This is a genomic window from Streptomyces sp. NBC_01775, assembly GCF_035917675.1.
GTDB lineage: Bacteria > Actinomycetota > Actinomycetes > Streptomycetales > Streptomycetaceae > Streptomyces.
Window position 1 is genome coordinate 2,845,344 of the sequence record NZ_CP109104.1, and the last position, 23,102, is coordinate 2,868,445.

The 23,102-nt window shown below is 71.7% G+C and carries 19 protein-coding genes and 1 pseudogene; 10 read left to right on the forward strand and 10 right to left on the reverse strand.

The annotated features are described in order from the left end of the window. Window positions 1-48: 48 nt before the first annotated feature. Window positions 49-2,057 (reverse strand): annotated as a pseudogene (locus OHB04_RS12660) (PTS fructose transporter subunit IIABC). A 286-nt stretch (window positions 2,058-2,343) separates the two neighbouring features. Between OHB04_RS12660 and OHB04_RS12665 the strand changes: the two are divergent. The 4 genes from OHB04_RS12665 (at window position 2,344) to OHB04_RS12680 (ending at window position 7,000) form a co-directional block, all read left to right on the forward strand. After that, the gene (locus tag OHB04_RS12665; protein WP_326807467.1) at window positions 2,344-4,071 is read left to right on the forward strand and encodes a TerD family protein; all 1,728 of its coding nucleotides are present in this window, start codon (window positions 2,344-2,346) and stop codon (window positions 4,069-4,071) included. A gap of 104 nt (window positions 4,072-4,175) precedes the next feature. Continuing rightward, window positions 4,176-4,862 carry an AIM24 family protein gene (locus tag OHB04_RS12670; RefSeq protein WP_326687785.1) on the forward strand — a complete coding sequence of 229 codons (687 nt, stop codon included), beginning with the start codon at window positions 4,176-4,178 and terminating at the stop codon, window positions 4,860-4,862. Between the two features lie 18 nt (window positions 4,863-4,880). Next, window positions 4,881-5,633, forward strand: a complete 753-nt coding sequence (locus OHB04_RS12675) for an AIM24 family protein (protein ID WP_326687786.1) — start codon at window positions 4,881-4,883, stop codon at window positions 5,631-5,633. 398 nt (window positions 5,634-6,031) lie between these two features. Further along, window positions 6,032-7,000 carry an MBL fold metallo-hydrolase gene (locus tag OHB04_RS12680; RefSeq protein ID WP_326687787.1) on the forward strand — a complete coding sequence of 323 codons (969 nt, stop codon included), beginning with the start codon at window positions 6,032-6,034 and terminating at the stop codon, window positions 6,998-7,000. A 239-nt stretch (window positions 7,001-7,239) separates the two neighbouring features. On the opposite strand, the gene OHB04_RS12685 is transcribed toward OHB04_RS12680, so the two are convergent. The 4 genes from OHB04_RS12685 to OHB04_RS12700 form a co-directional block, all read right to left on the reverse strand. Continuing rightward, window positions 7,240-8,013 carry an SDR family oxidoreductase gene (locus OHB04_RS12685; protein ID WP_326807468.1) on the reverse strand — a complete coding sequence of 258 codons (774 nt, stop codon included), beginning with the start codon at window positions 8,011-8,013 and terminating at the stop codon, window positions 7,240-7,242. Continuing rightward, complete coding sequence (locus OHB04_RS12690) at window positions 8,013-9,038, reverse strand: zinc-dependent alcohol dehydrogenase (protein WP_326692703.1); 1,026 nt, start codon at window positions 9,036-9,038, stop codon at window positions 8,013-8,015. Before OHB04_RS12690 ends, OHB04_RS12685 begins: the two co-directional genes overlap by 1 nt. A 107-nt stretch (window positions 9,039-9,145) precedes the next feature. Next, a complete protein-coding gene (locus tag OHB04_RS12695) occupies window positions 9,146-10,444 on the reverse strand; it encodes an L-fuconate dehydratase (protein WP_326687789.1) in 1,299 nt (432 codons plus the stop codon). 103 nt (window positions 10,445-10,547) lie between these two features. Then, entirely contained in the window at window positions 10,548-11,870 is a 1,323-nt protein-coding gene (locus OHB04_RS12700) for an MFS transporter (protein WP_326687790.1), read from the reverse strand. A 168-nt stretch (window positions 11,871-12,038) separates the two neighbouring features. Between OHB04_RS12700 and OHB04_RS12705 the strand changes: the two genes are divergently transcribed. Next, window positions 12,039-12,776 carry a GntR family transcriptional regulator gene (locus OHB04_RS12705; protein WP_326687791.1) on the forward strand — a complete coding sequence of 246 codons (738 nt, stop codon included), beginning with the start codon at window positions 12,039-12,041 and terminating at the stop codon, window positions 12,774-12,776. A 173-nt stretch (window positions 12,777-12,949) separates the two neighbouring features. On the opposite strand, the gene gatB is transcribed toward OHB04_RS12705, so the two are convergent. Genes gatB through gatC form a run of 4 tightly spaced genes read right to left on the reverse strand, consistent with a single transcriptional unit; the run spans window position 12,950 to window position 16,527 of the window. Then, window positions 12,950-14,458 (reverse strand): Asp-tRNA(Asn)/Glu-tRNA(Gln) amidotransferase subunit GatB, encoded by a 1,509-nt coding sequence (gene gatB / locus OHB04_RS12710; protein WP_326687792.1) that lies wholly within the window; start codon window positions 14,456-14,458, stop codon window positions 12,950-12,952. A gap of 25 nt (window positions 14,459-14,483) precedes the next feature. After that, window positions 14,484-14,729: a hypothetical protein gene (locus OHB04_RS12715; RefSeq protein WP_326687793.1), complete on the reverse strand. Its 246-nt coding sequence runs from the start codon at window positions 14,727-14,729 to the stop codon at window positions 14,484-14,486. Beyond that, window positions 14,726-16,222 carry an Asp-tRNA(Asn)/Glu-tRNA(Gln) amidotransferase subunit GatA gene (gene gatA, locus OHB04_RS12720; protein WP_405807542.1) on the reverse strand — a complete coding sequence of 499 codons (1,497 nt, stop codon included), beginning with the start codon at window positions 16,220-16,222 and terminating at the stop codon, window positions 14,726-14,728. The genes OHB04_RS12715 and gatA overlap by 4 nt, the downstream gene beginning before the upstream one ends. Before the next feature lie 5 nt (window positions 16,223-16,227). Next, window positions 16,228-16,527, reverse strand: a complete 300-nt coding sequence (gatC, locus tag OHB04_RS12725) for an Asp-tRNA(Asn)/Glu-tRNA(Gln) amidotransferase subunit GatC (protein ID WP_326687795.1) — start codon at window positions 16,525-16,527, stop codon at window positions 16,228-16,230. A gap of 240 nt (window positions 16,528-16,767) precedes the next feature. Between gatC and OHB04_RS12730 the strand changes: the two genes are divergently transcribed. Genes OHB04_RS12730 through OHB04_RS12750 form a run of 5 tightly spaced genes read left to right on the forward strand, consistent with a single transcriptional unit; the run spans window position 16,768 to window position 20,659 of the window. Next, entirely contained in the window at window positions 16,768-16,953 is a 186-nt protein-coding gene (locus tag OHB04_RS12730; RefSeq protein ID WP_442814826.1) for a hypothetical protein, read from the forward strand. A 10-nt stretch (window positions 16,954-16,963) separates the two neighbouring features. Beyond that, entirely contained in the window at window positions 16,964-17,668 is a 705-nt protein-coding gene (locus OHB04_RS12735) for a hypothetical protein (protein ID WP_326687796.1), read from the forward strand. Beyond that, on the forward strand, window positions 17,665-18,657 hold the full coding sequence (locus OHB04_RS12740) for a DUF6895 family protein (protein WP_326807469.1): 993 nt from the start codon (window positions 17,665-17,667) through the stop codon (window positions 18,655-18,657). The genes OHB04_RS12735 and OHB04_RS12740 overlap by 4 nt, the downstream gene beginning before the upstream one ends. Next, window positions 18,654-19,583 carry a DUF6895 family protein gene (locus OHB04_RS12745; RefSeq protein WP_326807470.1) on the forward strand — a complete coding sequence of 310 codons (930 nt, stop codon included), beginning with the start codon at window positions 18,654-18,656 and terminating at the stop codon, window positions 19,581-19,583. The genes OHB04_RS12740 and OHB04_RS12745 overlap by 4 nt, the downstream gene beginning before the upstream one ends. Beyond that, window positions 19,580-20,659: a serine hydrolase domain-containing protein gene (locus OHB04_RS12750; protein WP_326807471.1), complete on the forward strand. Its 1,080-nt coding sequence runs from the start codon at window positions 19,580-19,582 to the stop codon at window positions 20,657-20,659. The genes OHB04_RS12745 and OHB04_RS12750 overlap by 4 nt, the downstream gene beginning before the upstream one ends. An 82-nt stretch (window positions 20,660-20,741) precedes the next feature. On the opposite strand, the gene OHB04_RS12755 is transcribed toward OHB04_RS12750, so the two are convergent. Continuing rightward, complete coding sequence (locus OHB04_RS12755) at window positions 20,742-22,994, reverse strand: putative bifunctional diguanylate cyclase/phosphodiesterase (protein WP_326687800.1); 2,253 nt, start codon at window positions 22,992-22,994, stop codon at window positions 20,742-20,744. Window positions 22,995-23,102 lie beyond the last annotated feature (108 nt).

Here is a 23,102-nt window from a genome sequence, read left to right on the forward strand (position 1 = left end):
GAGAGGGCTCAGGCGTGCGCCGGTCGGGTGCCGACGGGCACGCGAGGCTCAGGCCGTGTCCGGTACGGCGCGCCGGGTCGTGCTCTTGAGCACGACCACCAGCAGCGTCGCCACCAGCACCCCGGCCGCGATGGACAGCAGCCACAGGAAGGGGCTCCCCACCAGCGGCGTGACGAACAGCCCGCCGTGCGGGGCCCGCAGCGGGGTGCCGATGGCCATCGTCATCATGCCGGTCGTGGCGCAGCCCGCCATGCACGCGGGGATCACCCGCAGCGGATCCAGGGCGACGAACGGCAGCGCGCCCTCGGTGATCTGGGAGAAGCCCAGCACCCAGGCGGCCTTGCCGTTTTGCTGTTCGGCCTTGCTGAACAGGGACTTGCGCACGGTCGTGGCCAGCGCGAGCGCCAGCGGCGGGACGACGTTGATGGCGATGACGGCGCCCATCACCTTGAAGGCCCCGTCCGTTCCGGTCGTCAGGCCCGCGACGCCGAAGGTGTAGGCGACCTTGTTGACGGGCCCGCCCATGTCGAAGGCGGACAGAATGCCCATCACGGCGCCGAGCACCAGCGCGTTGCCGCCGCTGAGGCTGTTGAGCCAGTCGGTGAGCCCCTCCTGCGCCCAGGCGATGGGCCTGCCGACGACGGTGAACATCAGCCCGCCGACGATCAGCGAGCCGACCAGCGGGATCACCACCACCGGCATGATGGCGCGCAGCGAGGCGGGGATCTTCAGCTTCCGCAGCGACATCACCAGCCCGCCCGCCATCAGGCCGGCCGCCAGGCCGCCCAGGAAGCCCGCCTCGACGGCCACCGCGACCGCGCCGCCCACGATGCCGGGCGCGAGCCCGGGGCGGTCGGCCATCGCGAAGGCGATGTAGCCGGACAGCACAGGTACCAGATACTCGAAGGCGAGCTGGCCGGTCTGGAAGCACAGCGCGGCCCAGCTGTTCAGCTCCGTCCAGTCGAAGTGCTTGGTGACGGCGGCTGCCTTGTCGATCTCGTAGCCGCCCAGGGCGAAGCCCAGCGCGATGAGGATGCCTCCGGCGGCGACGAACGGGATCATGTAGCTGACCCCGGTCATCAGCCAGCCCCGCAGCTGCGCGCCCCGGCTCTCCCCGGGGCCTTCGCTCTCCGGGGCGGGGGCCGTGGGAGCGTCGGTCCTGGGGGCGTCGGCCGTGGGGGCGCCGGTCGAGGCGGCCTCCCTCGCGGCGGCGACGGCGCGGGATATGAGCGCCGGGCCGTCGCTGATGGCGCTCTTGACGCCGACCTGCACGGTGGGCTTTCCGGCGAAGCGCTCCTTGTCGCGCACCTCGACGTCGGCGGCGAAGATGACCGCGCCGGCCTCGGCGATGACGTGGCCCGGTATCGGGTCGGCGCCGACCGAGCCCTGTGTCTCGACGTGGATCCCGACCCCGGCCTCCGCCGCCGCCTGCTCCAGCGCCTCCGCCGCCATGTAGGTGTGGGCGATGCCGGTGGGGCAGGAGGTGACGGCGACGAGCCGCGTGACCCCGGCTTCCGTCCCCGTCCCCGTGTCCGTGCCCGTCCCCGCTTCCGTTCCCGGGTCGGCGCCCGTATCGGCTGAACCCCCGCGTACGGCGCTCATGGGAGCGTCACCTCGCCCCGCACGAAGTCGGCGACGGCGCCCTCGTCTTCGGCGGTACGCAGCTCACCGGTGAACGAGGCGCGCACGAGGCGGCGGGCGAGGGCCGCGAGGATCCGCAGGTGCTCCGAGTCGCCGCCCTCGGGCGCCGCGATCAGGAAGACCAGGTCGGCGAGCGACCCGTCGGCCGCGCCGAAGTCGATGCCGCCCTCCCGGACCCTGCCGAACGCGAGGCTGGGCACGGTGACATGCGCGGAGCGGCAGTGCGGGATGGCCACGCCCCCGTCGAGGCCGGTCGCCGCCTGCTCCTCCCGCGCCTCGACGTCGGCCAGGAACCCCTCCAGGTCCGTCACCCGCCCCGCGTCGCGCAGCCGGGCCGCCAGCGCGCGCACGGCTTCCTTCCGCTCGGCCGCGTGCAGGTCCGTATCCACCAGATCGGCGCTGATCAGGTCACTCATCACGTACAACCCTCCACAAACACGTGCCGGGGATACGCAGCCGCAGCCCCTCGCCCGCACCTTAGTCCACGCAAATCCACGTGGGAACCCACATGGAACGGGCGCTTCCCCTGCCGGGCACCCACACTTCGAGCGGGTACGTCCGGGTTCCGCGCCCCGACCCGGCACACCCGGCGCGGTCGGCGCGGGCACCGGTTAGCCTGTGGGAACCGTTGCCGGGCGGACACGCGGACAAAAGCCGCGCGGCGGAACAGGCACCACACGGGATGGGGGACGGTCGTTACGTATGCCCAGGGAATTGCAGCGCGGTCACAAGGCCAAGATCAGTGATCTGACGGCGGGCACGGATCTGTACGTGGGTGTGCAGATCGGCGGCCCCGGACTCTCGTTCGACATCAGCTGCTTCGGGCTGGACGAGCGGGAGCAACTCTCCGACGACCGCTACTTCATCTTCTTCAACCAGCCCAAGTCCCCCGAAGAGTCCCTTCAGCTCCTCGGCGCGCAGGCCGGGGACACCGAGTCCTTCCGGGTCACGCTGGACCGGATTCCTGCACAGGTCAGCCGGCTGTCCTTCACCGCCGCGCTCGACGGTGCGGGCCAGCTCTCGCAGGTGGCGCCCGGCTACATCCGCATCGTCGCGGGCGGCGAGGAGGTCGCACGCTACGCCTTCGACGGCTCGGAGTTCACCACCGAGCGGGCCGTGATGCTGGGCGACATCTACCGCAAGGAAGGCGTCTGGCGGTTCGCCGCCATCGGCCAGGGCTTCGACGGCGGCCTCGACGCGCTGTTGAAGAACTTCGGCGGCGAGGTCGCCGAGGAGGAGCCGCAGGCGGCCCCGCAGGGCGCGCCCGGCTTCGCCCCGCCGGGTGGCGCGGCGCCCCAGCAGCCGGCCCCTGGCTTCGCCCCGCCGCCGGGCCCCCCGGCCCAGCAGGCGCCCCAGGCGCCACAGGCCCCGCAGGCCCCGCAGGCACCCCAGGCACCCCAGGCGCCTCAACCTCCCGCGCCCCAGCAGCCTCAACAGCCCCAGCCCCAGGCGGCCCAGCAGCCCCCGCAGCCGCAGGCGCCGGATGTGCACGGCGCACCCACCGTGACCGTGCCGACCGCGCCCTTCGGCGGCGAGCCGCAACCGCCCCAGCCGCCCCCGGGCAGCAACCCCTACGCACCGCAGACGCCGCAGGCCCCCCAAGCGCCCCAGCCTCCGCAGCCCACCCAGCCGCAGGTCCCCGGCCAGCAGGCGCCGCCCGCCCAGCAGGGCCCGCCCGGACAGCAGCTGAGCAACCCCTTCGCCCAGCAACAGGGCGGACTCGGCGCTCCCCAGGCCCCACAGGCGCCCCAGATACCGCAGGGCCCCGCCGCCGGAGTGGGCGCGGCGCTCGGCAAGTTCCACGAGGTGCCGACGGGTCAGCGCTGGACGCTCCAGAACCCGGCGCTCGTCCGCGCCGACATCGGCATCGACGGCCGGCCCGTGCTCGCCAAGCAGGGCAGCATGGTGCTCTACCAGGGCAAGGTCGACTTCTCCTACAAGAGCGCGGGCTTCACAGGGCGCGTGGTCGGCAACGCCACGGGCCAGGAGATGCAGCTGATGCGGTGCAGCGGCCGGGGCCAGGTCTTCTTCGCGGAGAACGCGGCCCACGTCCACCCCGTGGAGCTCCAGGGCGACGCGATCTGCGTCTCCGCCGAGAACGTGCTGGCCTTCGACGAGTCGCTCCAGTACGAGGTGCGCCGAATCGAGGGCCACGGCATCCCGGGCGGCGCGCTGTTCACCATGCAGTTCACCGGTACGGGCACCGTGATCGTCAAGACGCAGGGCACGCCCGTCGTGCTGCCGGTGACGCCCACGACCTTCGCCGACGCGCAGGCCGTCGTCGCCTGGTCGGCCGCGGCCCAGGTCATCATCTCCAGCCAGGTCCGGCTGCACCGCAACGCCTACCCGGGGCACAGCGGCGAGACCGTGAACCTCCAGTTCCGTGGCGCACCCGGCAACTTCATCGTCGTCCAGCCGTACGAGGTCTAGGAGGAGCCCGTCATGCTGCGGTTCCCCGGGGAGCGACCCCCCGGACCCCCACGAAATGCCCCCGTCCGGGGCGAGCCCGCAACCGCCTCGCGAGGTGACATCCAGTGAACCAGCCGGCAACGCTCGCAGGATTCGCGCCCGCTCCCGTCGCAGCCCGTATGGAAAACCACGGCCAGCACATGGTCAAGGTGGCCATGCAGTCCGGTCAGGACCTGTTCGCCAGGCCCGGCTCGATGGTCGCCTACGAGGGCTTCGTGCAGTACGAGGCCAATCCCCCGGCCGTGCGCCAGATGGCCTCGCAGTGGCTGTCGGGCGAGAAGAACCCGCTGATGCTGTGCCGCGGCGACGGCCTGCTCTACCTCGCCGACTACGGCGCCGACGTCGTCTGCGTGAACCTCAACGAGGAGTCGCTGTCCGTCAACGGCACCAACCTCCTCGCCTTCGACGCGCACCTCCAGTGGGGCGTCGAGCGGGTCAAGGGGATGGCCAAGTTCGCCGGGCAGGGCCTGTTCAACGTCGGCGTGCGCGGCACCGGCTGGGTGGCGCTCACCTCGCGCGGCGCGCCCGTCGTGGTGGACTGCGGACGCGGCGACGACGAGACCTATGTCGACCCGGACGCGCTCGTGGCCTGGTCCAGCGGCCTGAAGATGAAGAGCAAGCGCAGCATGAAGGCCTCCGCGCTCATCGGCCGGGGCAGCGGCGAGGCTTACCAGATCGCGTTCTCCGGTCAGGGGTTCGTGGTCGTACAGCCGAGCGAGGACAGCACGGACCGCATCCGGGTCCGGGGCTGAGGGGGAAGGAGAACCGCCGTGCAGAGTTCACTCTTCGCATACGCCGAGGTCCAGAGCCAGGACCGCTACGCCACGCAGAACCCGCAGCTCCTGCGGGTCCAGCTGACCGGGCACGACGACGTGCTGGCCCGCAAGGGCGCCATGGTCGCCTACCAGGGCCTGCTGGAGTTCGACGCCGAGTACCAGCCGCGCGGCAACCGCCGCGGCCCGGCCCGCGAGCACCTGCCCCTGATGCGCTGCTCGGGCCAGGGCTCGGTCTTCCTCGCCAACCTCGCGCAGTACGTGCACGTGGTGGACGTCGAGCGGGACGGCCTGACCGTCGACGCCTCGTACGTCCTGGCCATGGACTCCACGCTGCACCACGAGATCATCTCCGTGGACAGCCAGTTCGGCATCTCCGGCACCGGCGCCTACAACCTCAACATCACCGGGCAGGGCAAGGTCGCGCTGATGACCTCGGGCCAGCCGCTGCTGCTGAACGTCACGCAGGACACCTACGTCAACGCCGACTCGGACGCCGTCGTCGCCTGGTCCAGCGGCCTGCGGGTCCAGATGCAGGCCCAGACCTCCTCCCAGGGCGTCTGGCGCCGCCGGGGCAGCACGGGAGAGGGCTGGGAGCTGTCCTTCCTGGGTCAGGGCTACGCCCTGGTCCAGCCCAGCGAACTCCTCCCCCCGCAGGGCGCCGAGATCGGCGGCGGCGTGCGCGCCCAGTACGGCATGGGCCAACAGGGCGCCCGTGGCCAGAACCAGGGCAACATCTTCAGCAACTGAGACCCGTGACCGGGGCGGGGAGCCGGCTCGGCTCCCCGCCCCGGTCACGGATACCGAGGCGTGAGCGCCTCTTCAGTGGCCTCCCGCAACCAGCCGCAAGGCATCGAACAGGTTCGGCTTCCCGGCGCCGTTCGGTCCCAGCATGATCAGCGAAGGCGGCACCAGCCGCGCCGACCACGGCGCAGGTCCGGGGCGCTCCGCTGCACCTGGAGGTCCACGACCGCCGGTACGCGCAGTGCCGGGCCCTCCTCCAGGCCCAGGAGGAGGGCGAGGCCCCGCCGCCATCCCCGTACGGGACACCGAACAGCGGCGGCAGCCGGTCCGGCCCACTCTGGATCTTCCGGCGTGAGACATGGGGGGCGCTTTCTCGCACAGCTCGGGGCCGCATAATCGATCACATGACGCTCACCCCTTCCTCTCTCCGCAAGCTCGGCAACGGCCTTCACCTCTGGAACCCGCCACGGCGAGGGTGGGGGCTGGCCAACTGTGGATTGCTGGTGGGGGACGGAACGGGGCTGTGGATCGACACACCGTACGACCGGCCGCTGGCCGAAGCGTTTCTGGCGGCGTCCCGGGAGGTGCTGGGCGGGGCCGAGGTGGACCGGATCGTGGTCACCCATGCCAATGGTGATCACCTGTGGGGCGCCGACGTACTGCCGGACGCCGAGGTGATCGCCACCCGGGAGGCGCGCCACCACATCGACCTGGAGCCGAGCCCGCGACAGCTGAGGCAGCTGAGCGAAGCGGCGGGCAGCGGGTCGGCGGTCGGCAGCTATATCGCCGAGCACTTCGGCCACTTCGACTGGTCGCGTACGGAGGTCGTGGTGCCCTCCACCGTCTTCGAGGGCGAGCTGGAACTCACCGTGGGCGGTCACCCCGTGCTGCTGACCAGCCTGCCGTCCGCGCACACCACGGGCGACCTGGTCGTCCAGCTGCCCGACCACGGCACCGTGTTCACCGGCGACATCGTCTTCGGCTCGACGCCCGAGCACCCGGGCGACCACGCGGTGCACTGGGCGGGCCCGCTGGAGAACATCATCGGAGCGTGCCAGGGCGTGCTGGACAGCGGGGCCGAGACCATCGTGCCCGGCCACGGGCCGGTGCTCGACCGGGCGGGGCTGCGCTCCCACATCGACTACCTCAGCCACCTGCGCGAGCGCGCGCACGCCTCGCATGCGCGCGGGGTGTCCGCGCTCGAGGCCGCCCGTGCCATCGCCCACGAGGGCCTTCGGCCCGAACTCGGGCTGGTGGAGCGGCTGGTGGTGACCATCGGCACGGAATACCGGCACCTGGACGGCACGGAGCCGGGGCCCCTCGCGGAGGTCCTGCCGGAGATGGTGGCCTTCGCCGCGGAACGGGGGGCCTAGCGGGGGGCCGCGTAGGCGGCCGGTCAGGCCGCGATCTTTGTTGCCCTCGCCTCGTGCTGTTGCCCTCTTTCCTCGTGCTGAGCAGGGGCTGCCCCTGGCTGTGCTTCGCAGGGTGCGGGTGCGTTTTGGGCTGGTCGCGCAGTTCCCCGCGCCCCTTCGGGGCTCGGCCCGGTCGCGCCCACGCGGCGGAGCCGCACATATGTACAGCCCCGCGTCCCCAACCTCACAGGGCAATACAGCTAGCGGCCGAGCCAGCCTCCGTCTACCGGCAGCACCGTTCCTGACACATAGGCCGCCGCGGCGCCGGCCAGGAATACCGCCGCCCCGCCGATGTCCTCAGCGCGTCCCCACCGGCCGGCCGGGATGCGTTCCAGGATGGCCCGGGAGCGGTCGGTGTCGTCGCGCAGTGCCTGGGTGTTGTCGGTGGCGATGTAGCCGGGAGCGATGGCGTTGACGCCGATGCCGTGTGCTGCCCATTCGTTGGCCAGCGCCTTCGTCAGCCCGGCGACACCGGACTTCGCCGCCGCGTAGCCGGGGACGTTCACGCCGCCCTGGAAGCTCAGCAGGGAGGCGATGAAGATGATCCTCCCCCGGACACCACGGTCGATCATGGACTTGCCCACTTCACGGCTGAGCACGAACTGGGCGTTGAGATCCACCTCGACGACGTGGTCCCACAGTTCGTCCGGGTGTTCGGCCGCCGGCGCCCGCTCGATCGCCCCGGCGTTGTTCACCAGGATGTCCACCGGCCGGTCGAGCCCGGCGAGTTCCGCGCCGAGTGCGCGGACCTGGGCCCGGTCGGCGAAGTCGGCCCGGCGGGCGGTGAACGTTCTCCCGTGCGCCGCGACGGCCTTGCCCACCGCGCTGTCGTGGGCTTCCAGCGAGGCGCTCACTCCGATGACGTCGGCTCCGGCCGCGGCGAGGGCTTCGGCGATCGCCTTGCCGATGCCGCGCCTGGCGCCCGTCACGACCGCGAGCTTGCCCGTCAGGTCGAAAGGACCGCTGTCCACCATCAGCTCTCTCCCCCGCAGTCGACGAGCACCTTCATCCCCGCGCCCTCGGACAGCTGGCGGAACGCGTCCGCCACGTTCCCCAGCGGCACCGTGCCGGTGATGAGCCGGTCGGCCGGGATCTCCCCGCCGTCGAGCAGGGTCACCGCCGTCTCGAAGTCCTGCCGCTCGTAGACCCGGGCCCCCAGCAGCGTCAGCTCCCGCCAGAAGATCTGCTTCAGATCCACCGGCCGGGGCTGCGGATGGATCGCGACGATGACCAGACGGCCTCTGACGCGGGCCAGGGAGGCCGCGCCGAGCACGGCCGCCGCTGAGCCGGAGACCTCGAACACCGCGTCCGCACCGGCGCCCGCCGTCCACTCCTCGACCCACGAGGCCTGGTCCCCGGCTCCCGGGTCGAGTACCTCGAACCCGAGCCCGGCGGCGGTCGCCCGCCGGACCGCGTCCGGCTCCGCGACGACGACCTGTGCCCCGGTGTGCCTGGCCACGACCGCGATGAGGAGTCCTATGGGGCCGCCACCGATGACGACGGCCTTCTCACCGGGCCGGAGTGCGGCCCGCCGTACGTCGTGCACCGCCACGGCCACCGGTTCGAGGAGCGCCGCATGGTCGAGCCGCAGCGACTCCGGCAGGCGGACCAGCACCTTCTCGGGCACGTTCCAGCGGGTCTGCAACGATCCGGGCGAGTCGATCCCGATGAAGTTCAGGTTCTGGCAGATGTGCTGGTGGCCCGCCGCACACGCGGGGCACGTACCGCACCAGTCGAGCGGCATCACCCCGACCGGGTCGCCGGCCGTCCAGCCCTCGACTCCCTGGCCGGTGGCGGCGATCCGCCCCGACATCTCGTGTCCGATCACGGCCGGGAGGGACACCCGCCCGTCCATGGAACCGTGCAGGACATGGAGGTCCGTGCCGCAGATCCCGGTGAAGGCCACCTCGATCTGGACATGGCCCGGCGGAGGCGGGGCCGCTTCCGCCTCTCCTACGGTGATGGTTTTGTTGCCGACGTACTTGGCTGCTGCGTGCATCGCGCGCTGCTTTCGTCTCGTGGGGTCGTCGTCGCCGCTCGTGGGGTCGTCGTCGCCGCTCGTGGGGTCGTCGTCGCCGAGGGAGGGCCGCCGTCCGGCGGCCGGGGTCACCGTCCGGCCCAGTACGTGCCGTCCGGGAACGAGAATTCGGCCAGTGACGCGTCGTGCAGCTGTGCGCTGTAGCCGGGCTGCCGGGGCAGCACATACGCCCCGTCGCTCACGACGCAGGGATCGACGAAGTGCTCGTGCAGGTGGTCGACGAACTCCGTGACACGCCCTTCGAGGCTGCCCGAGACGGCGATGAAGTCGAACACCGACAGGTGCTGGACGAGTTCGCACAGGCCCACGCCACCGGCGTGCGGGCACACCGGCACCTCGTACTTGGCCGCCATGAACAAGACGGCGAGGATCTCGTTGACGCTGCCGAGACGGCAGGAGTCCAACTGGCAGTAGTCGATCGCCCCGGCCTGGAAGAGCTGTTTGAACAGCACCCGGTTCATGGCGTGCTCTCCGGTCGCCACCCCGACGGGGGCGACCGCTTCGCGGATCCGGGCGTGGCCGAGTACGTCGTCGGGGCTGGTGGGCTCCTCGATCCACAGGGGCTTGAACCGGGCGAGGGCGCGGGTCCATTCGATGGCCTGGGGGACGTCCCAGACCTGGTTGGCGTCGATCATCAGGTGGGCGTCCTCGCCGATGACCTCCCGGGCGATGGCGCACCGCCGGATGTCGTCGTCCAGGTCCGCGCCGACCTTCAGCTTCACATGGCGGTATCCCGCGTCGACCGCCTCCTCGCACAGCGCCCTGAGCTTGTCGTCGGTGTAGCCGAGCCATCCGGCGGACGTCGTGTAGGAGGGATAGCCGGCCTTCTCCAGCTGCGCCGTGCGCTCCTCCCTCGTGTCCGCCAGCCGGGTGAGCAGGCCGATCGCCTCGTCGCGGCTGAGGACGTCCGACAGGTAGCGCATGTCGGCGGCGTCGACGAGTTCGGCGGGCGTCATCCGGGCGAGCAGCTGCCACAGGGGCACGCCCGCCCGGCGCGCCGCGAGGTCCCAGACGGCGTTCATCACCGCTGCGAGGGCGAGGTGGATCACTCCCTTGTCGGGGCCGAGCCAGCGCAGTTGGGAGTCCGACTGAAGCTCGCGGTAGATGCCGCCCAGGTCGGAGGTGATCTCCTCGACGCTCTTTCCCACCAGCGGGCGGGCGCGCTGCTCGGCCGCGGCCACGCACAGGTCGTTCCCGCGGCCGATGGTGAAGGTGAATCCGTAGCCGGACAGTCCGGGGTCGTCGGTGCGCAGCACGACATACGTCGCCGAGTAGTCGCCGTCCTTGTTCATGGCGTCGGAACCGTCGCCGGTCAGCGAGGTGGGGAACCGGACGTCGACGACGTCCACGGCAGTGATCTGGGTCATCGTTTTCCTTGGGTCGCGGAGGGCCGGTTTCTCCGGCCGGAAGGGGGGCCGGTGGTTTTCCGGGTGGCGGTGGGCGGGGTCGCGCATCGCACCGGTGCGCCGGTCAGGGGGTACGGACGGTGAGGGGCTCGACCCTGCCGAGTACGAAGAGGTAGTTGAAGGCACCCAGCAGGGCGAGGCAGCCGATCACAGCGAGCGCCGCGATGTAGGAGCCCGTCCGGTCGACGAGGTATCCGACGAGGATGGGGGTGAGGATCCCGGCGAAGTTGGAGGCGAAGTTCTGCATCCCGCCGATCGTCCCGACGTGCCGGGAGCTGGGCGCGACATCGGCCGGGAGGGACCAGATGCCGGTTCCCGCGACCGTCATCCCGGAGTAGGCGACGGACAGCAGCGCCAGCGCCATCCACGCTTCCGGTACGAGGGCGGCGAACATGATCACCGAGCCGCTGAGGAGCCCTCCGACGATGGTCACCTTGCGCACGCGGTTGACCGTGTACCCACGGCGCACGGCCCGGTCAGCGGTCAGTCCGCCGAGCCATCCGCAGACGACGGCGCAGATGCCGGGAATCGCACCGTAGAAGCCGAGCTGGAGCAGGTCGAAGCCACGCTCGCTGACCAGGTAGTCGGGGAAGAAAGTGATGAAGAAGTAGATCACGCTGTTCAGGCAGAAGAAGCCGAACATCATGCTGAGGACGGTGCGATAGCGGAACAGGGACTTCCAGGGCAGGGAGGCGGCCTCGGCATCGTCGTCCGCCTCACCGCGGGCACCGCCGGCCCGGATGTACCCGACCTCCGCCTCGTTGGCCCACGGGTGCTCCGAGGGGTCGCGGTAGACCTTCCACCAGATCAGGGCCCATACGAGGCCGACGCACCCGATCACGACGAAGACCACGTGCCAGGAGGTCACCGCCACGATCAGCGTGACGACGGGCAGCGCGATCACGGCTCCGACGCGCGATCCCGAGTCCCAGATGCTGGTGGCGAACGCGCGCTCCCGCTCGGGGAACCAGGTGGCCACGACCTTCGCCGACGTACTCGGCGCCGGGGCCTCACCGACGCCGAGGAGGAAGCGTGCGGTGATCAGGCTCCAGAAACCCCTGGCCAATGAGGTCGCCATGGTGAAGGCCGACCAGCACAGGGCCGCGATCGTGAACGACCGACGGGGGCCGACCTTGTCGACGTACCAGCCGGCCGCGAGCTGGAAGAAGTCGTACGCCCAGAAGAAGGCAGCGAAGACAAGGCCCTTCTGGGTGCCCGAGAGATGGAACTCCTCCCCCATGAAGGGCAGGGCGACGCTGAGGCTGGACCGGTCGAGGTAATTGATCGTCAGCCCGGCGAACGCGAGCCAGATGATGATCCAGCGAGTACGGGTGGCGGCCTGCGGCGGGCGTACCGCGGCAGCTTGGCGAGGAGGGGATGCAGCCATGAGGTGTCCTCACATCGACACTGATGTGTATAGCATTTGGCTAAGCTCTATATGATTTTGAGGATCGTATAGAGCGACTGTCAATACCTCGCCCCCACACAGCGGCCTGGCCACCTGGAGTTACGATCACGTGACAGAGGTATCCACCAGCCGACCGACGAGGTGTGCGTGCCACGCAAGAACGCGGCCAAGCCCGCTGCGAACGGGGTCTACGACACGCTGCGCTCCTTGATCATGGACGGCGAGCTTCCGCCCGACACCCGGATCAACATCGTCGCCCTCTCCCGTGACCTCGGGGTCTCGCAGACGCCGGTACGCGAGGCGCTCCAGCGCCTCGAAGGCGACAACCTCATCACCTACGAACCGGGGCGGGGCTACAGCACCACCGCGCTGCTCGATCTGGACGGTCTGCGCGCGCTGTTCGAGTTCCGCCTGCTGGTCGAACCGTGGGCGGCACGCGCGGCGGCGGTCGACCGGCTGAGCAACCCCGGCCCACTGCTCGACCGTGAACTCGACTCCTTCGAACGGGCCCTGGCAGCCCCGGAGAACGAGACCGGAGGACACGAGTCCTACCGGGACATGCGCCGGCAACTCGTGGCGCACGACGCCGCGTTCCATGCGGCGATCCTCAAGGCCACCGGCAACCCGGTGACCGAGCAGGCGTACACGCAGACGCACTGCCACCTGCACACCTTCCGGCTCTATCCGGAAGACATCGACACCGCCAACACCGTGACCGAGCACCGCAGGATCAGCGCGGCGATCAACGGTTGCGCCCCGGAGGAAGCCGAGCGGGCCATGACCGGCCACATCCGGAAGGCGTTCGACAGGTTCGCGAAGGCGTTCGACGCGACAACGGAGCCCCCGCCGCTACCGGACGTGGCCCCCAGACGCCTGGTGGAGTAGGCGCCCGCCCGCGGACGCCGGCGTCGTACTGAAGGTGATCACGACGGCTCCGCCCCGGGGACGGAGCCGTAAACGCACGAGGGGCGGGCACCAGGTACCTGGTGCCCGCCCCTCGTCGACCGCGTCAAAAAGGACCGTCCGCGTCGAAGGGCCGTCAGCCCTCCACGCCGCCGTCAGCCCTCGACGCCCAGCCTCTCCAGGATCAGCTCCTTCACGCGCGCGGCGTCGGCCTGGCCGCGGGTGGCCTTCATGACCGCGCCGACCAGTGCGCCCGCCGCGGCGACCTTGCCGCCGCGGATCTTCTCGGCGATGGCGGGGTTGCCCTCGATGGCCTCGTCCACGGCCTTGCCGAGCGCACCCTCATCCGAGACGATCTTGAGGCCGCGCTTGTCGATGACCTCGTCCGGGGTGCCCTCGCCCGCGAGCACGCCCTCGATGGTCTGACGGGCCAGCTTGTCGTTGAGCGAGCCCTCGGCGACCAGCGCCGAGAGCCGGGCGACCTGCTCGGGAGTGATGGGCAGCGCGCGCAGCTCCACGCCGTCCTCGTTGGCGCGGCGGGCCAGCTCGCCCATCCACCACTTGCGGGCCTGGTCGGCGGGGGCGCCCGCCTCGACGGTGGCGACGATCAGGTCGACGGCGCCCGCGTTGAGCACGGACTGCATCTCGTGCTCGGTGATGCCCCACTCCTCGCGCAGCCGGTTGCGGCGCACGCGCGGGAGCTCGGGCAGGGTGCCGCGCAGCTCCTCGACCCACTCGCGCGAGGGCGCGACCGGCACCAGGTCGGGCTCGGGGAAGTAGCGGTAGTCCTCCGCCTCCTCCTTGACCCGGCCGGAGGTGGTGGAGCCCTCGTCCTCGTGGAAGTGCCGGGTCTCCTGGACGATCGTGCCGCCGGCGTCGAGCACGGCCGCGTGCCGCTGGATCTCGAACCGGGCGGCGCGCTCGACGCTGCGCAGCGAGTTCACGTTCTTCGTCTCGCTGCGGGTGCCGAACTTCGCCACACCCCGTCGACGCAGGGAGAGGTTGACGTCGCAGCGCATCTGGCCCTGCTCCATCCGGGCCTCGGAGACGCCCAGCGCCCTGATCAGCTCGCGCAGCTCGGCGACGTACGCCTTGGCGACCTCCGGTGCCCGCTCGCCCGCGCCCTCGATGGGCTTGGTGACGATCTCGATGAGCGGGATGCCGGCGCGGTTGTAGTCCAGGAGGGAGTGCGAGGCGCCGTGGATACGGCCCGTCGCGCCGCCCACGTGCGTGGACTTCCCGGTGTCCTCCTCCATGTGAGCGCGCTCGATCTCCACGCGGAAGACCTCGCCGTCCTCCAGCTGGACGTCCAGATAGCCGTTGAAGGCGATCGGCTCGTCGTACTGGGAGGTCTGGAAGTTCTTCGGCATGTCCGGATAGAAGTAGTTCTTCCGGGCGAAGCGGCACCACTCGGCGATGTCGCAGTGCAGCGCGAGGCCGATGCGGATCGCCGACTCCACGCCGGTCTTGTTGACAACGGGCAGGGCGCCGGGCAGGCCGAGGCAGGTCGGGCAGACCTGGCTGTTGGCCTCGCCGCCCAGCTCGGTCGAACAGCCGCAGAACATCTTGGTGCTGGTGCCGAGTTCGACGTGGACCTCAAGGCCCATGACGGGGTCGTACGTGGCGAGCGCCTCGTCGTACGACACCAGTTCGGTGACGGTCACGGAAAACTTACCTTTCTCTGCCGCGTCAGTCGCCCGCGAGCACGTCGTCGGAGGACATCCGGCGCAGCTCGCGGACCAGCAGCGCGACGCCCGTGGCAACGGCGGCGGCCGAGACGGCCGCGTCCACGAGCTGGAGCTTGTCGTCCTCCAGCCTGGCCTTCTTCGCCTGCTTGATGACGCCCACAGCGCTGAACAACGAGGAGCCGATGGACAGATACGTACCGAGCTTCGACTTCTTGAAGTCCTTGGCCTTGCCCAGCTTTCCACTCATAGCGACGGTGCCTCCTCTAGCAGCGGGTGCCCCCAACGTGCCTGGTAGGCGGCCTCGACGGCCGCACCGACACGGTAGAGCCTGTCATCGGCCATGGCGGGGGCGATGATCTGGAGCCCCACCGGCAGCCCGTCCTCCGGGGCGAGCCCGCACGGCAGGGACATGGCGGCGTTGCCCGCCAGGTTGGACGGGATGGTGCACAGGTCGGCGAGGTACATCGCCATCGGGTCATCGGCGCGCTCGCCGATCGGGAAGGCCGTGGTGGGCGTGGTCGGCGAGACCACGACATCCACCTGCTCGAACGCCTTCTCGAAGTCACGCGTGATCAGCGTACGCACCTTCTGCGCGGAGCCGTAGTACGCGTCGTAGTACCCGGAGCTGAGCGCGTAGGTACCGAGCATGACGCGGCGCTTGACCTCGTCACCGAAGCCCGCCTGCCGGGTCAGCGCTGTGACCTCCTCGGCGGAGTGCGTGCCGTCGTCACCGACGCGCAGGCCGTAGCGCATGGCGTCGAAGCGGGCCAGGTTCGAGGAGCACTCGGACGGGGCGATCAGGTAGTAGGCCGCCAGCGCCTTCGTGAAGGACGGGCAGGACAGCTCGACGACCTCGGCGCCCAGCTCGCGCAGCAGCTCCACCGCCTCGTCGAAGCGCTGCATCACCCCGGCCTGGTAGCCCTCGCCGCGGAACTCCTTGACGACGCCGACGCGCAGCCCGCGCACCTGGCCGTCCCGCGCGGCGGCGACGACGTCCGGCACCGGCTGGGCGATGGAGGTCGAATCCAGCGCGTCGTGCCCCGCGATGACGCTGTGCAGCAGCGCGGCGTCCAGCACCGTACGGGCGCAGGGCCCGCCCTGGTCCAGCGACGAGGAGAAGGCGACCATGCCGTAGCGCGAGACGCCGCCGTAGGTCGGCTTCACGCCGACCGTTCCCGTCACGGCCGCAGGCTGGCGGATCGAGCCGCCGGTGTCGGTGCCGATGGCCAGCGGCGCCTCGTAGGCGGCCAGCGAGGCGGCCGAGCCGCCGCCCGAGCCGCCGGGGATACGGGTCAGGTCCCAGGGGTTGCCCGTCGGCCCGTAGGCGCTGTTCTCGGTGGAGGACCCCATGGCGAACTCGTCCATGTTGGTCTTGCCGAGGATGACGACGCCGGCGTCCTTGAGGCGCTTGGTGACCGTGGCGTCGTAGGGCGGAATCCAGCCCTCCAGGATCTTCGACCCGACGGTCGTCGGCACGCCCTCGGTCGTGAAGATGTCCTTGAGCGCCAGCGGCACACCCGCCAGCGGCCCCAGCTTCTCACCGCGCTCCCGCCGGGCGTCGACCTCGCGCGCCTGGGCGAGCGCGCCCTCGCGGTCGACGTGGAGGAAGGCGTGCACCTTCTCGTCGACGGCCTCGATGCGGGCCAGGTGCGCCTCGGTGACCTCGACGGACGTCACCTCGCCGCTCGCGATCTTCTCGGCGAGCCGGGCTGCCGACAGCTTGATCAGTTCGGTGGCCATCGCGCTCATGCCTCCTCCCCCAGGATCTGCGGGACCTTGAAACGCTGCTGCTCCTGCGCGGGGGCGCCGGAGAGCGCCTGCTGCGGGGTCAGCGACGGACGGACCTCGTCCTGTCGCATGACGTTGGTGAGCGGGAGCGGGTGGGAGGTCGGTGGTACGTCCTCGTCGGCGACATCGGAGACGGCGGCTACCGCGCCGATGATGTCGTCGAGCTGTCCGGCGAAGTGGTCGAGCTCTTCGTCTTTCAGCTCCAGGCGCGCCAGCTTGGCGAGGTGGGCGACCTCCTCGCGCGAGATGCCAGGCATGCAGCGGTCCTCTTGTGAGTGTCGGATGGTCCGGCCCCAATCCTATGGGTCGCCCGCGACTGTCCGGGACTGGCTTTCGCTCCCGGGCCCGCGACCCGCGAGGAGGCCGCCGTTCGCGCCGGGGCGGGTGCGCCGGGCCTGACCGGAAGGCCGGACCGCACTGTCCGATTTGCCCGAATTGCGCGTATATGAGGAGTAGGTCACTATAAAAACTGTCCCCATGAGGAAAGGAGCGATCTCATGTCGATGGATCGCACTGCTCCGGCAGAGACCACCGCCCTGACGTCCGAGGTCGAGGGCCTGATGAACGCCCCCGAGCCCGACGGCGTGTTCCGTGACTCACGTGAGTGCGGAGGCGCGGTGCTCCTCGCCGCTCTGCTGCTCCTGTCTCCCCCGACCCCCCGCCCCAAGACGGACCCCAAGTAAGGAGCCCGTCTTGACGGAACAGGCACAGGGAGCAGCCGCCTTGAGCGCGGTCGTCGCTGATGCCGCATCGGAGATCGCCCTCGCCCTGCGCGGCGAGGGCGATCCCTATGCGCTCTCCCGGACACTGCGGCAGGAGGACGCGCTCTCCCCCGCCGCGGTCCGGGTCCTCGGCGCCGACGCCCTCGCCCCGTACGCGCTGGACGGACACCCCGGAGCCGACGGCGCGGGCAACGCGGACGCGGCGATGGTGCGGGAGGCGCTGACCGCCTTCCCGCCGGCCGACGGCGCCTCGGCCGTCTCGGTGTGGAGCTACCGCGGGCTGATGGAAGCCTCCCGCGCGTTCCTGCCCGCCCACGCCGCGCACTTGCCGAACCCGCCCGAGCCGGGAGACGACTGGCTCACCTCCGACCCCTGGCCCCGGCTGTCCCACCGGGTCTCCCAGCTCGCGTCCCTGGCGCTGCCCGGACTCGCGCCCGTCCTCACCGAGCGGCTGACCGGACGCACCGAGGACCTGGCCCGCGGCTTCGTCCGCGCCGTACGCCGCCGCGACTGGCAGCAGTCGGCGGGACTGGGCCGCTGGCTGGCCCGGCTGCCACAGACGCCGCCCACCCTCGGCCTGGATGACGGACTGCGCTTCGTACGGCAGATGAGCGACGACCCCCGGGTCACCGTCCATGTCACCGCCGCCCAGATCTTCTTCGGGCGGGCCCGGTGACCGCCACCCGCCAGGCGGCTCCCGAGAGCCGCCACAGGGCCCAGGAAGCAGACGCGGAACTCCTCGACGTCCTGGTGGGCGAGAGCCTGGGATGGACGGAGCGCAACCGAGACTGCTTCCGTCTGCCGCCGGACGTCACCACCACCGCCGATCCGAACGTGACCCTCAAACCGCTCTGTGAGCTCGCCGAGCTGACAGCGCTGATCGCGTCCTGCCACCCCGTGCCCGCCCTGCGCGCCCAGGCGGGGCGGCTGTTCTCCCACGCCTGGCAGGAGACCCGCGAGGGCGACCTGTTCGCCGACCTCGTGAGGGGGGAGCCGCAGGCCACCTACCCGGTGGAGCTGTACGGCGTCTTCGCTCGGGCCGGGCTGCGCAACGCCGCCGTGGACGAGCTGATGCGGACCACGACCGCGCTGCGCGGCTGGCAGGTCGCGCGCGAGGACCATACCCGGACACTGGCCGTGCTCAACGCCGAGGAGAGGATCGGACTGCCGCTCCACGCCGACTTCGGCGCGGAGCTGGCCGACACCGGCCTGGGCCGGCTGCCGGAGCCCTGGCTGCTGGAGTGCAGATCGGCCTACGGCCTCACCCACGACGCCTTCCACCTCACCGACTGGGGCCGCGAACGGGCCCGGCTCTCCCCCGCAGCGGCGGAGTACCTGCGGCTGTGGCTGCCCGCCTGGGTGGAGAGCTGGCTGGAGGAGCAGTTGTGGGACCTGGTGGGCGAACTGCTGGCCGTCACCGCCTTCCTGCCCGGCGCGCCGTTCGACGCGGCGGTCTGGCAGCGGCTGGCCGACGCCAGGACGGCGGACGGCGCCCTCCCCGAGCAGGGAGCCCCGCCCGTGCCCGGGACCAGCGCCGTGGACACCTTCTACGCCTGCTACCACTCCACCCTCGTCCTGTCGTTCGCCGCCACCTTGGCCCGGACCGCGGCCCCGGACCCGGCCCCGGACCCGAGCCCGGCCCCGGAGAGGGAGACCGCCGGATGACCACGATCGCCCCCGCTCCCCCCGCGCTGCTGCACACCGTCGGCGACCGCGCGCTCAGCTGGCTCGACGCCCATCGCGACTACTTCCGGCTGACCGAGGCGGACCGGGCACGGGGGGATGCCCTGGTGGAACGTCTCAAGCCGATCGGCGAACTGGCGATCAACATGAGGATGCTCTTCCGGGAAGGCGTGGCGGGCAGCCGGCAGCGCACACGGGCCGGGGCGCTGCTGGACTTCGCCTGGCGGGAGTTGCTGGACGGCGGAAACGTGCTGGCCGCGCACCAGCACAACGAGCCGTTCTCCCCCGTGTCCCTGGAGATCTACGCGGCCTTCCACGAACTGGACCACCGGCACCCCGGGCTTGAGGCGGCGCTGGAACTCCCCCGGCGCAGCACCACCTGGCAGGCGCTGGAAATGCCCCCGTGCAGGCGGCTGGGGGTCCTCAACGCGGAGCGCCGGATGGGGCTGACACCCAGCGGCGACTTCGCGCGGGCCACCGCGGCCACCTGGCTCGGCCACCGTCCGGAGCCGTGGACGGTGCATCTGCACACCGCCTACGACATCACCCACACCGTCTTCCACCTAACCAACTGGGGCGAGGATCCGGGCGGCCTGCCGGAGCCGCTCGCCGACTATCTCAGGCTGTATCTGCCCGCCTGGGCGACGGACTGGGCGGAACTCGAACACTGGGACCTGCTGGGCGAGCTCCTCATCGTCGACGCCTGTCTGCCGCGGCCCGCGCTGGACGGAGAGCTGTGGGAGCGGTACGCGGCGGCGCAGTCCCCGACAGGAGCGATGCCGACGTGGGGGCAGATGCCGCAGGGCGACCCGTCCGACGTCTTCGACACCGTGCACCACCCCACGCTGGTCGCCGCTTCCGCGTCCGCCATGGCCACCTCCCGCTCGCTGTCGGCAGGCGGGACATGACGACGGACCGGACGGACCAGACGGACAGGAGAGACCGGACGGACCGTTCCGAGACCGCGCTCAGAAACCGGCTCGCGCTGGAGGTGGCCCGCCTCGAAGCGCCCGACGTGGTGCTCGGCGTCACCCGGCGCGGCAGGCGAACCGTGGTGACCGGCGGTCTGGCGCCCGAACGCACCACCCCCCGGGAGGCGCTGCGCTACGAACTCGGCTCGCTCACCAAGACGTACACCGTGCTGCTGCTGGTCACACTGGCCGCCGAGGGCGTGCTGACCCAGGACGACCGGCTGGCCGCGCATCTGCCGCCCACGCTGCGGCTGCCGCACCCCGCCTCCCGCGGCATCACGCTGCGCAATCTGGCCACGCACACCGCCGGGCTGCCCCGCATTCCCTACGACCTGCTTCCCGGCGCCCTGCTGCGCCCCAGCGTGAGCGGCTACGCCCGCTACGACACCGGCCGGCTGCTGCGCACCTTCGCGGCCACCCGGCCCCGGCACCCGGCGGGAAGCCGCTGGAGCTACTCGAACTTCGGCGTCGCGCTGCTGGGCCCGGCCCTGGCCCGGGCGGCCCAGGGCACGTACCCGGCGCTGCTGGGCACCCAGGTGCTACGGCCCCTCGGGCTGACCGGCACCACACTGGCGCCGGGGCCCACGGGAGCGGACGCCGTGGGCTACCGCGGTGACGGCCGCACCCCGCTGCCCGGCACCGACATGGGCGCCTTCAGCGCGGCGGGGGCCGTGCGGGCCACTCCGCACGACATGCTCGGCTACCTGGAGGCCCATCTGCACCCCGCGGCCACCTCGCTGAGCGGGCCGCTGAAGGAGGTTCAGGTGCCGCAGCTGCACCGGGGCGGGCGGCGCGGTGAGACGCACACCCTGGCCTGGTTCCAGCACCCCGCACCCGGTGGACCGTTGCTCTTCCACGCCGGGGCGGTCTTCGGTCAGCAGGCGTTCCTCGGCTACCACCCGGCATCCGGCACCGGCCTCGCCGCCGTGGCCACCCGCAGATCCCGGCGCTGCCCACTGATGCCGACTGCGTACAACCTGCTGTACGGGCTGGCCGAGGAGGCAGCCGCCTGAGCGGGCAGCCGACGCCGGGCAGGCCGCCGTTCGCCGGGCCGGCCGCCGTTCGCCGGGCCGGCGCGAACCCGCCCGGCCCCGGTTACGGGGTGCGGGCAGGCGGCCCCGACGTTATGGAGCGGGCCGCCGGGACCTCGCGGGCCCTCAACCACGCGGTGGTCTCACCGGGCGGCATGGCCGCAGCAACGAGCCACCCCTGAACCGCATCGCAGCCAAGATCCCGAAGCCGCTCCCACGTCTCGTCGTCCTCCACCCCCTCCGCCACAACCATGAGCCCCAAGGAGTGCGCCAGATCCACCGTGCAGCGCACGATCTCCGCGTCCTCGGTGTCCACCGCGAGCCGGGCCACGAACGACCGGTCGATCTTCAGCTCGCTGACGGGCAGCCGCCGCAGGTGGACCAGGGAGGAGTAGCCGGTCCCGAAGTCGTCGAGCGACATCTTCACGCCGTGCCCGGTGAGCCCCGCCAGGGTGTCGGCCGCCTGCTGGGGGTCTTCGAGCAGCACGTGCTCGGTGATCTCCAGCTGAAGCGCTCCCGGGGGTACGCCGTGCCGGGCCAGCCGGGCCGCGACGGCGCCGGCGAAGCCGGGCGAGTGGACGTCGCGGGGCGAGACGTTGACGGCGACCGGCACGGTCAGCCCGCACGAGCGCCAGATGGCGACCTGTGCGAGGGCGGTCTCCAGCACGTACTCGGTCAGCCGGGGCATCAGGCCCGAGGTCTCGGCGATGGCGATGAACTCGTCCGGGGGGACGCGCCCGCGCTCGGGGTGCACCCAGCGCACCAGCGCCTCCAGGCCGGAGACGGTGCCGTCGAAGCCGACCTTGGGCTGGTAGTGCAGCTCGACCTCGCCGGCGTCCAGCGCGCGCCGCAGGTCGGCGAGGAGCCCGAGGCGGTCGGGGGTGTTGCCGTCCCGGGTGGCCTCGTAGACCTCGACGGCGGTGCGGTCCCGCTTGGCCTCGTACATCGCCACGTCGGCGCGGCGCAGCAGGCCCTCGGCCTCGTCGGCGTGGTCGGGGAAGACGGCGACACCGGCGCTGGCCTCCAGCACGAGCGTCAGTCCGTCCAGGTCGAGCGGGGAGCCGAGGGCCGAGACCAGGCCCCGCGCGATCCGCTGGGCGCTGGTGGTGGAGTCGGCGACCGGGAGCAGCACGGCGAACTCGTCGCCGCCGAGCCTGGCCGCCTCCGCGCCGCGCGGGAGCGCGTCCCGCAGCCGCTGCGCTATCTGCAACAGGAGCCGGTCGCCCGCGAGATGGCCGAGGGTGTCGTTGACGGAGCGGAAGCGGTCCAGGTCGATGAGGACGAGCGCGGAGCGGGCTCCGGTGCGCTCGGCCTCGTCGAGCGCCGCCCAGGTGCGCTCCAGCAGCCACAGCCGGTTGGGCAGCCCGGTGAGCGGGTCGCGCAGCTGTTCCTCGGCGCGGGCGCGGGCGATGCGGAGCGTGGAGTCGAGGGCGATCAGCGGGATCGCGAACAGCGGGAGCAGCAGCGGCTTGTGGACGGCGACGACGACGATGAGCGGGGCGATGCCCAGCAGGGAGACGCCGACGAGGCTCTGGCGGACGAGCGCGGTGCGCAGCGCCGAGGGCAGGCCCCCGGCGTGCGGGGCCGAGGTGTACCACTGGAGGGCCCGGGTGACCAGCAGATAGACCCCGGCGACGAGCACGATCTGCGGCGCGGCCGACAGCTCCCAGTCGGGGGGCTCCCAGGGGTTCTCCACGGAGGGGCGCACTCCGCACAGGGCGAGGGAGAGCGAGGCGGCGCCGATGCCGAGGATGTCGATGGCGCCCTGCACGAACGCCTGCCGCCAGCGGTGCCGGCGCGCGGCGCCGACCAGGACGACGACGGCGAGACTGACCAGCAGCGCGGGCACCCAGCCGCACAGCAGCAAGATGGCGAGGGTGAGCGCGGGGCCCGAGCCGGTGCCGCTCCACCAGCGGTCGCGGCCCATGGTGACGAGGTGGGCGACGACGGATCCCGTCAGCACGGCGAACGACCAGCCGACGGTGCCGCCGGGGAAGAGGGAGTGGCCGGTGGCGAGTACCCGGATGAGGCCGCCGGTCAGGGCGAGGACCGCGAGGGCGAGGACGAGCGCGGGCAGCAGCGGCGGTCGCAGGGCCAGCAGCCGCTGGAGCCAGGGGGCTTCCTCGCCGCCGGCGGTGCCGGAGCCGCTCCTGCCGCCCGGCGCGCCCGGAGCGGCGACCCCGCCGATGGCCTGCCCCGTGCCTGTGTTCGTGCCTGCCCCTGTGCCCGCACCCCGTGCCGTCCGGGCCCCCCGGCGCGTGCCGTCCGAGGGCAGGCGGGAGAACGGGGGCCGGGCTCCCCCGGAGAATTCCAGCATCCTGGTCCCTCTCGCAGCCGTCCGCGCCTGCGTCGCCGCCGCAGGCGTACGTTTCAACAGTAGGCCGCTGACCGGTAGGAGGGGCAGCGATCGGCCGCTGTTACCTGA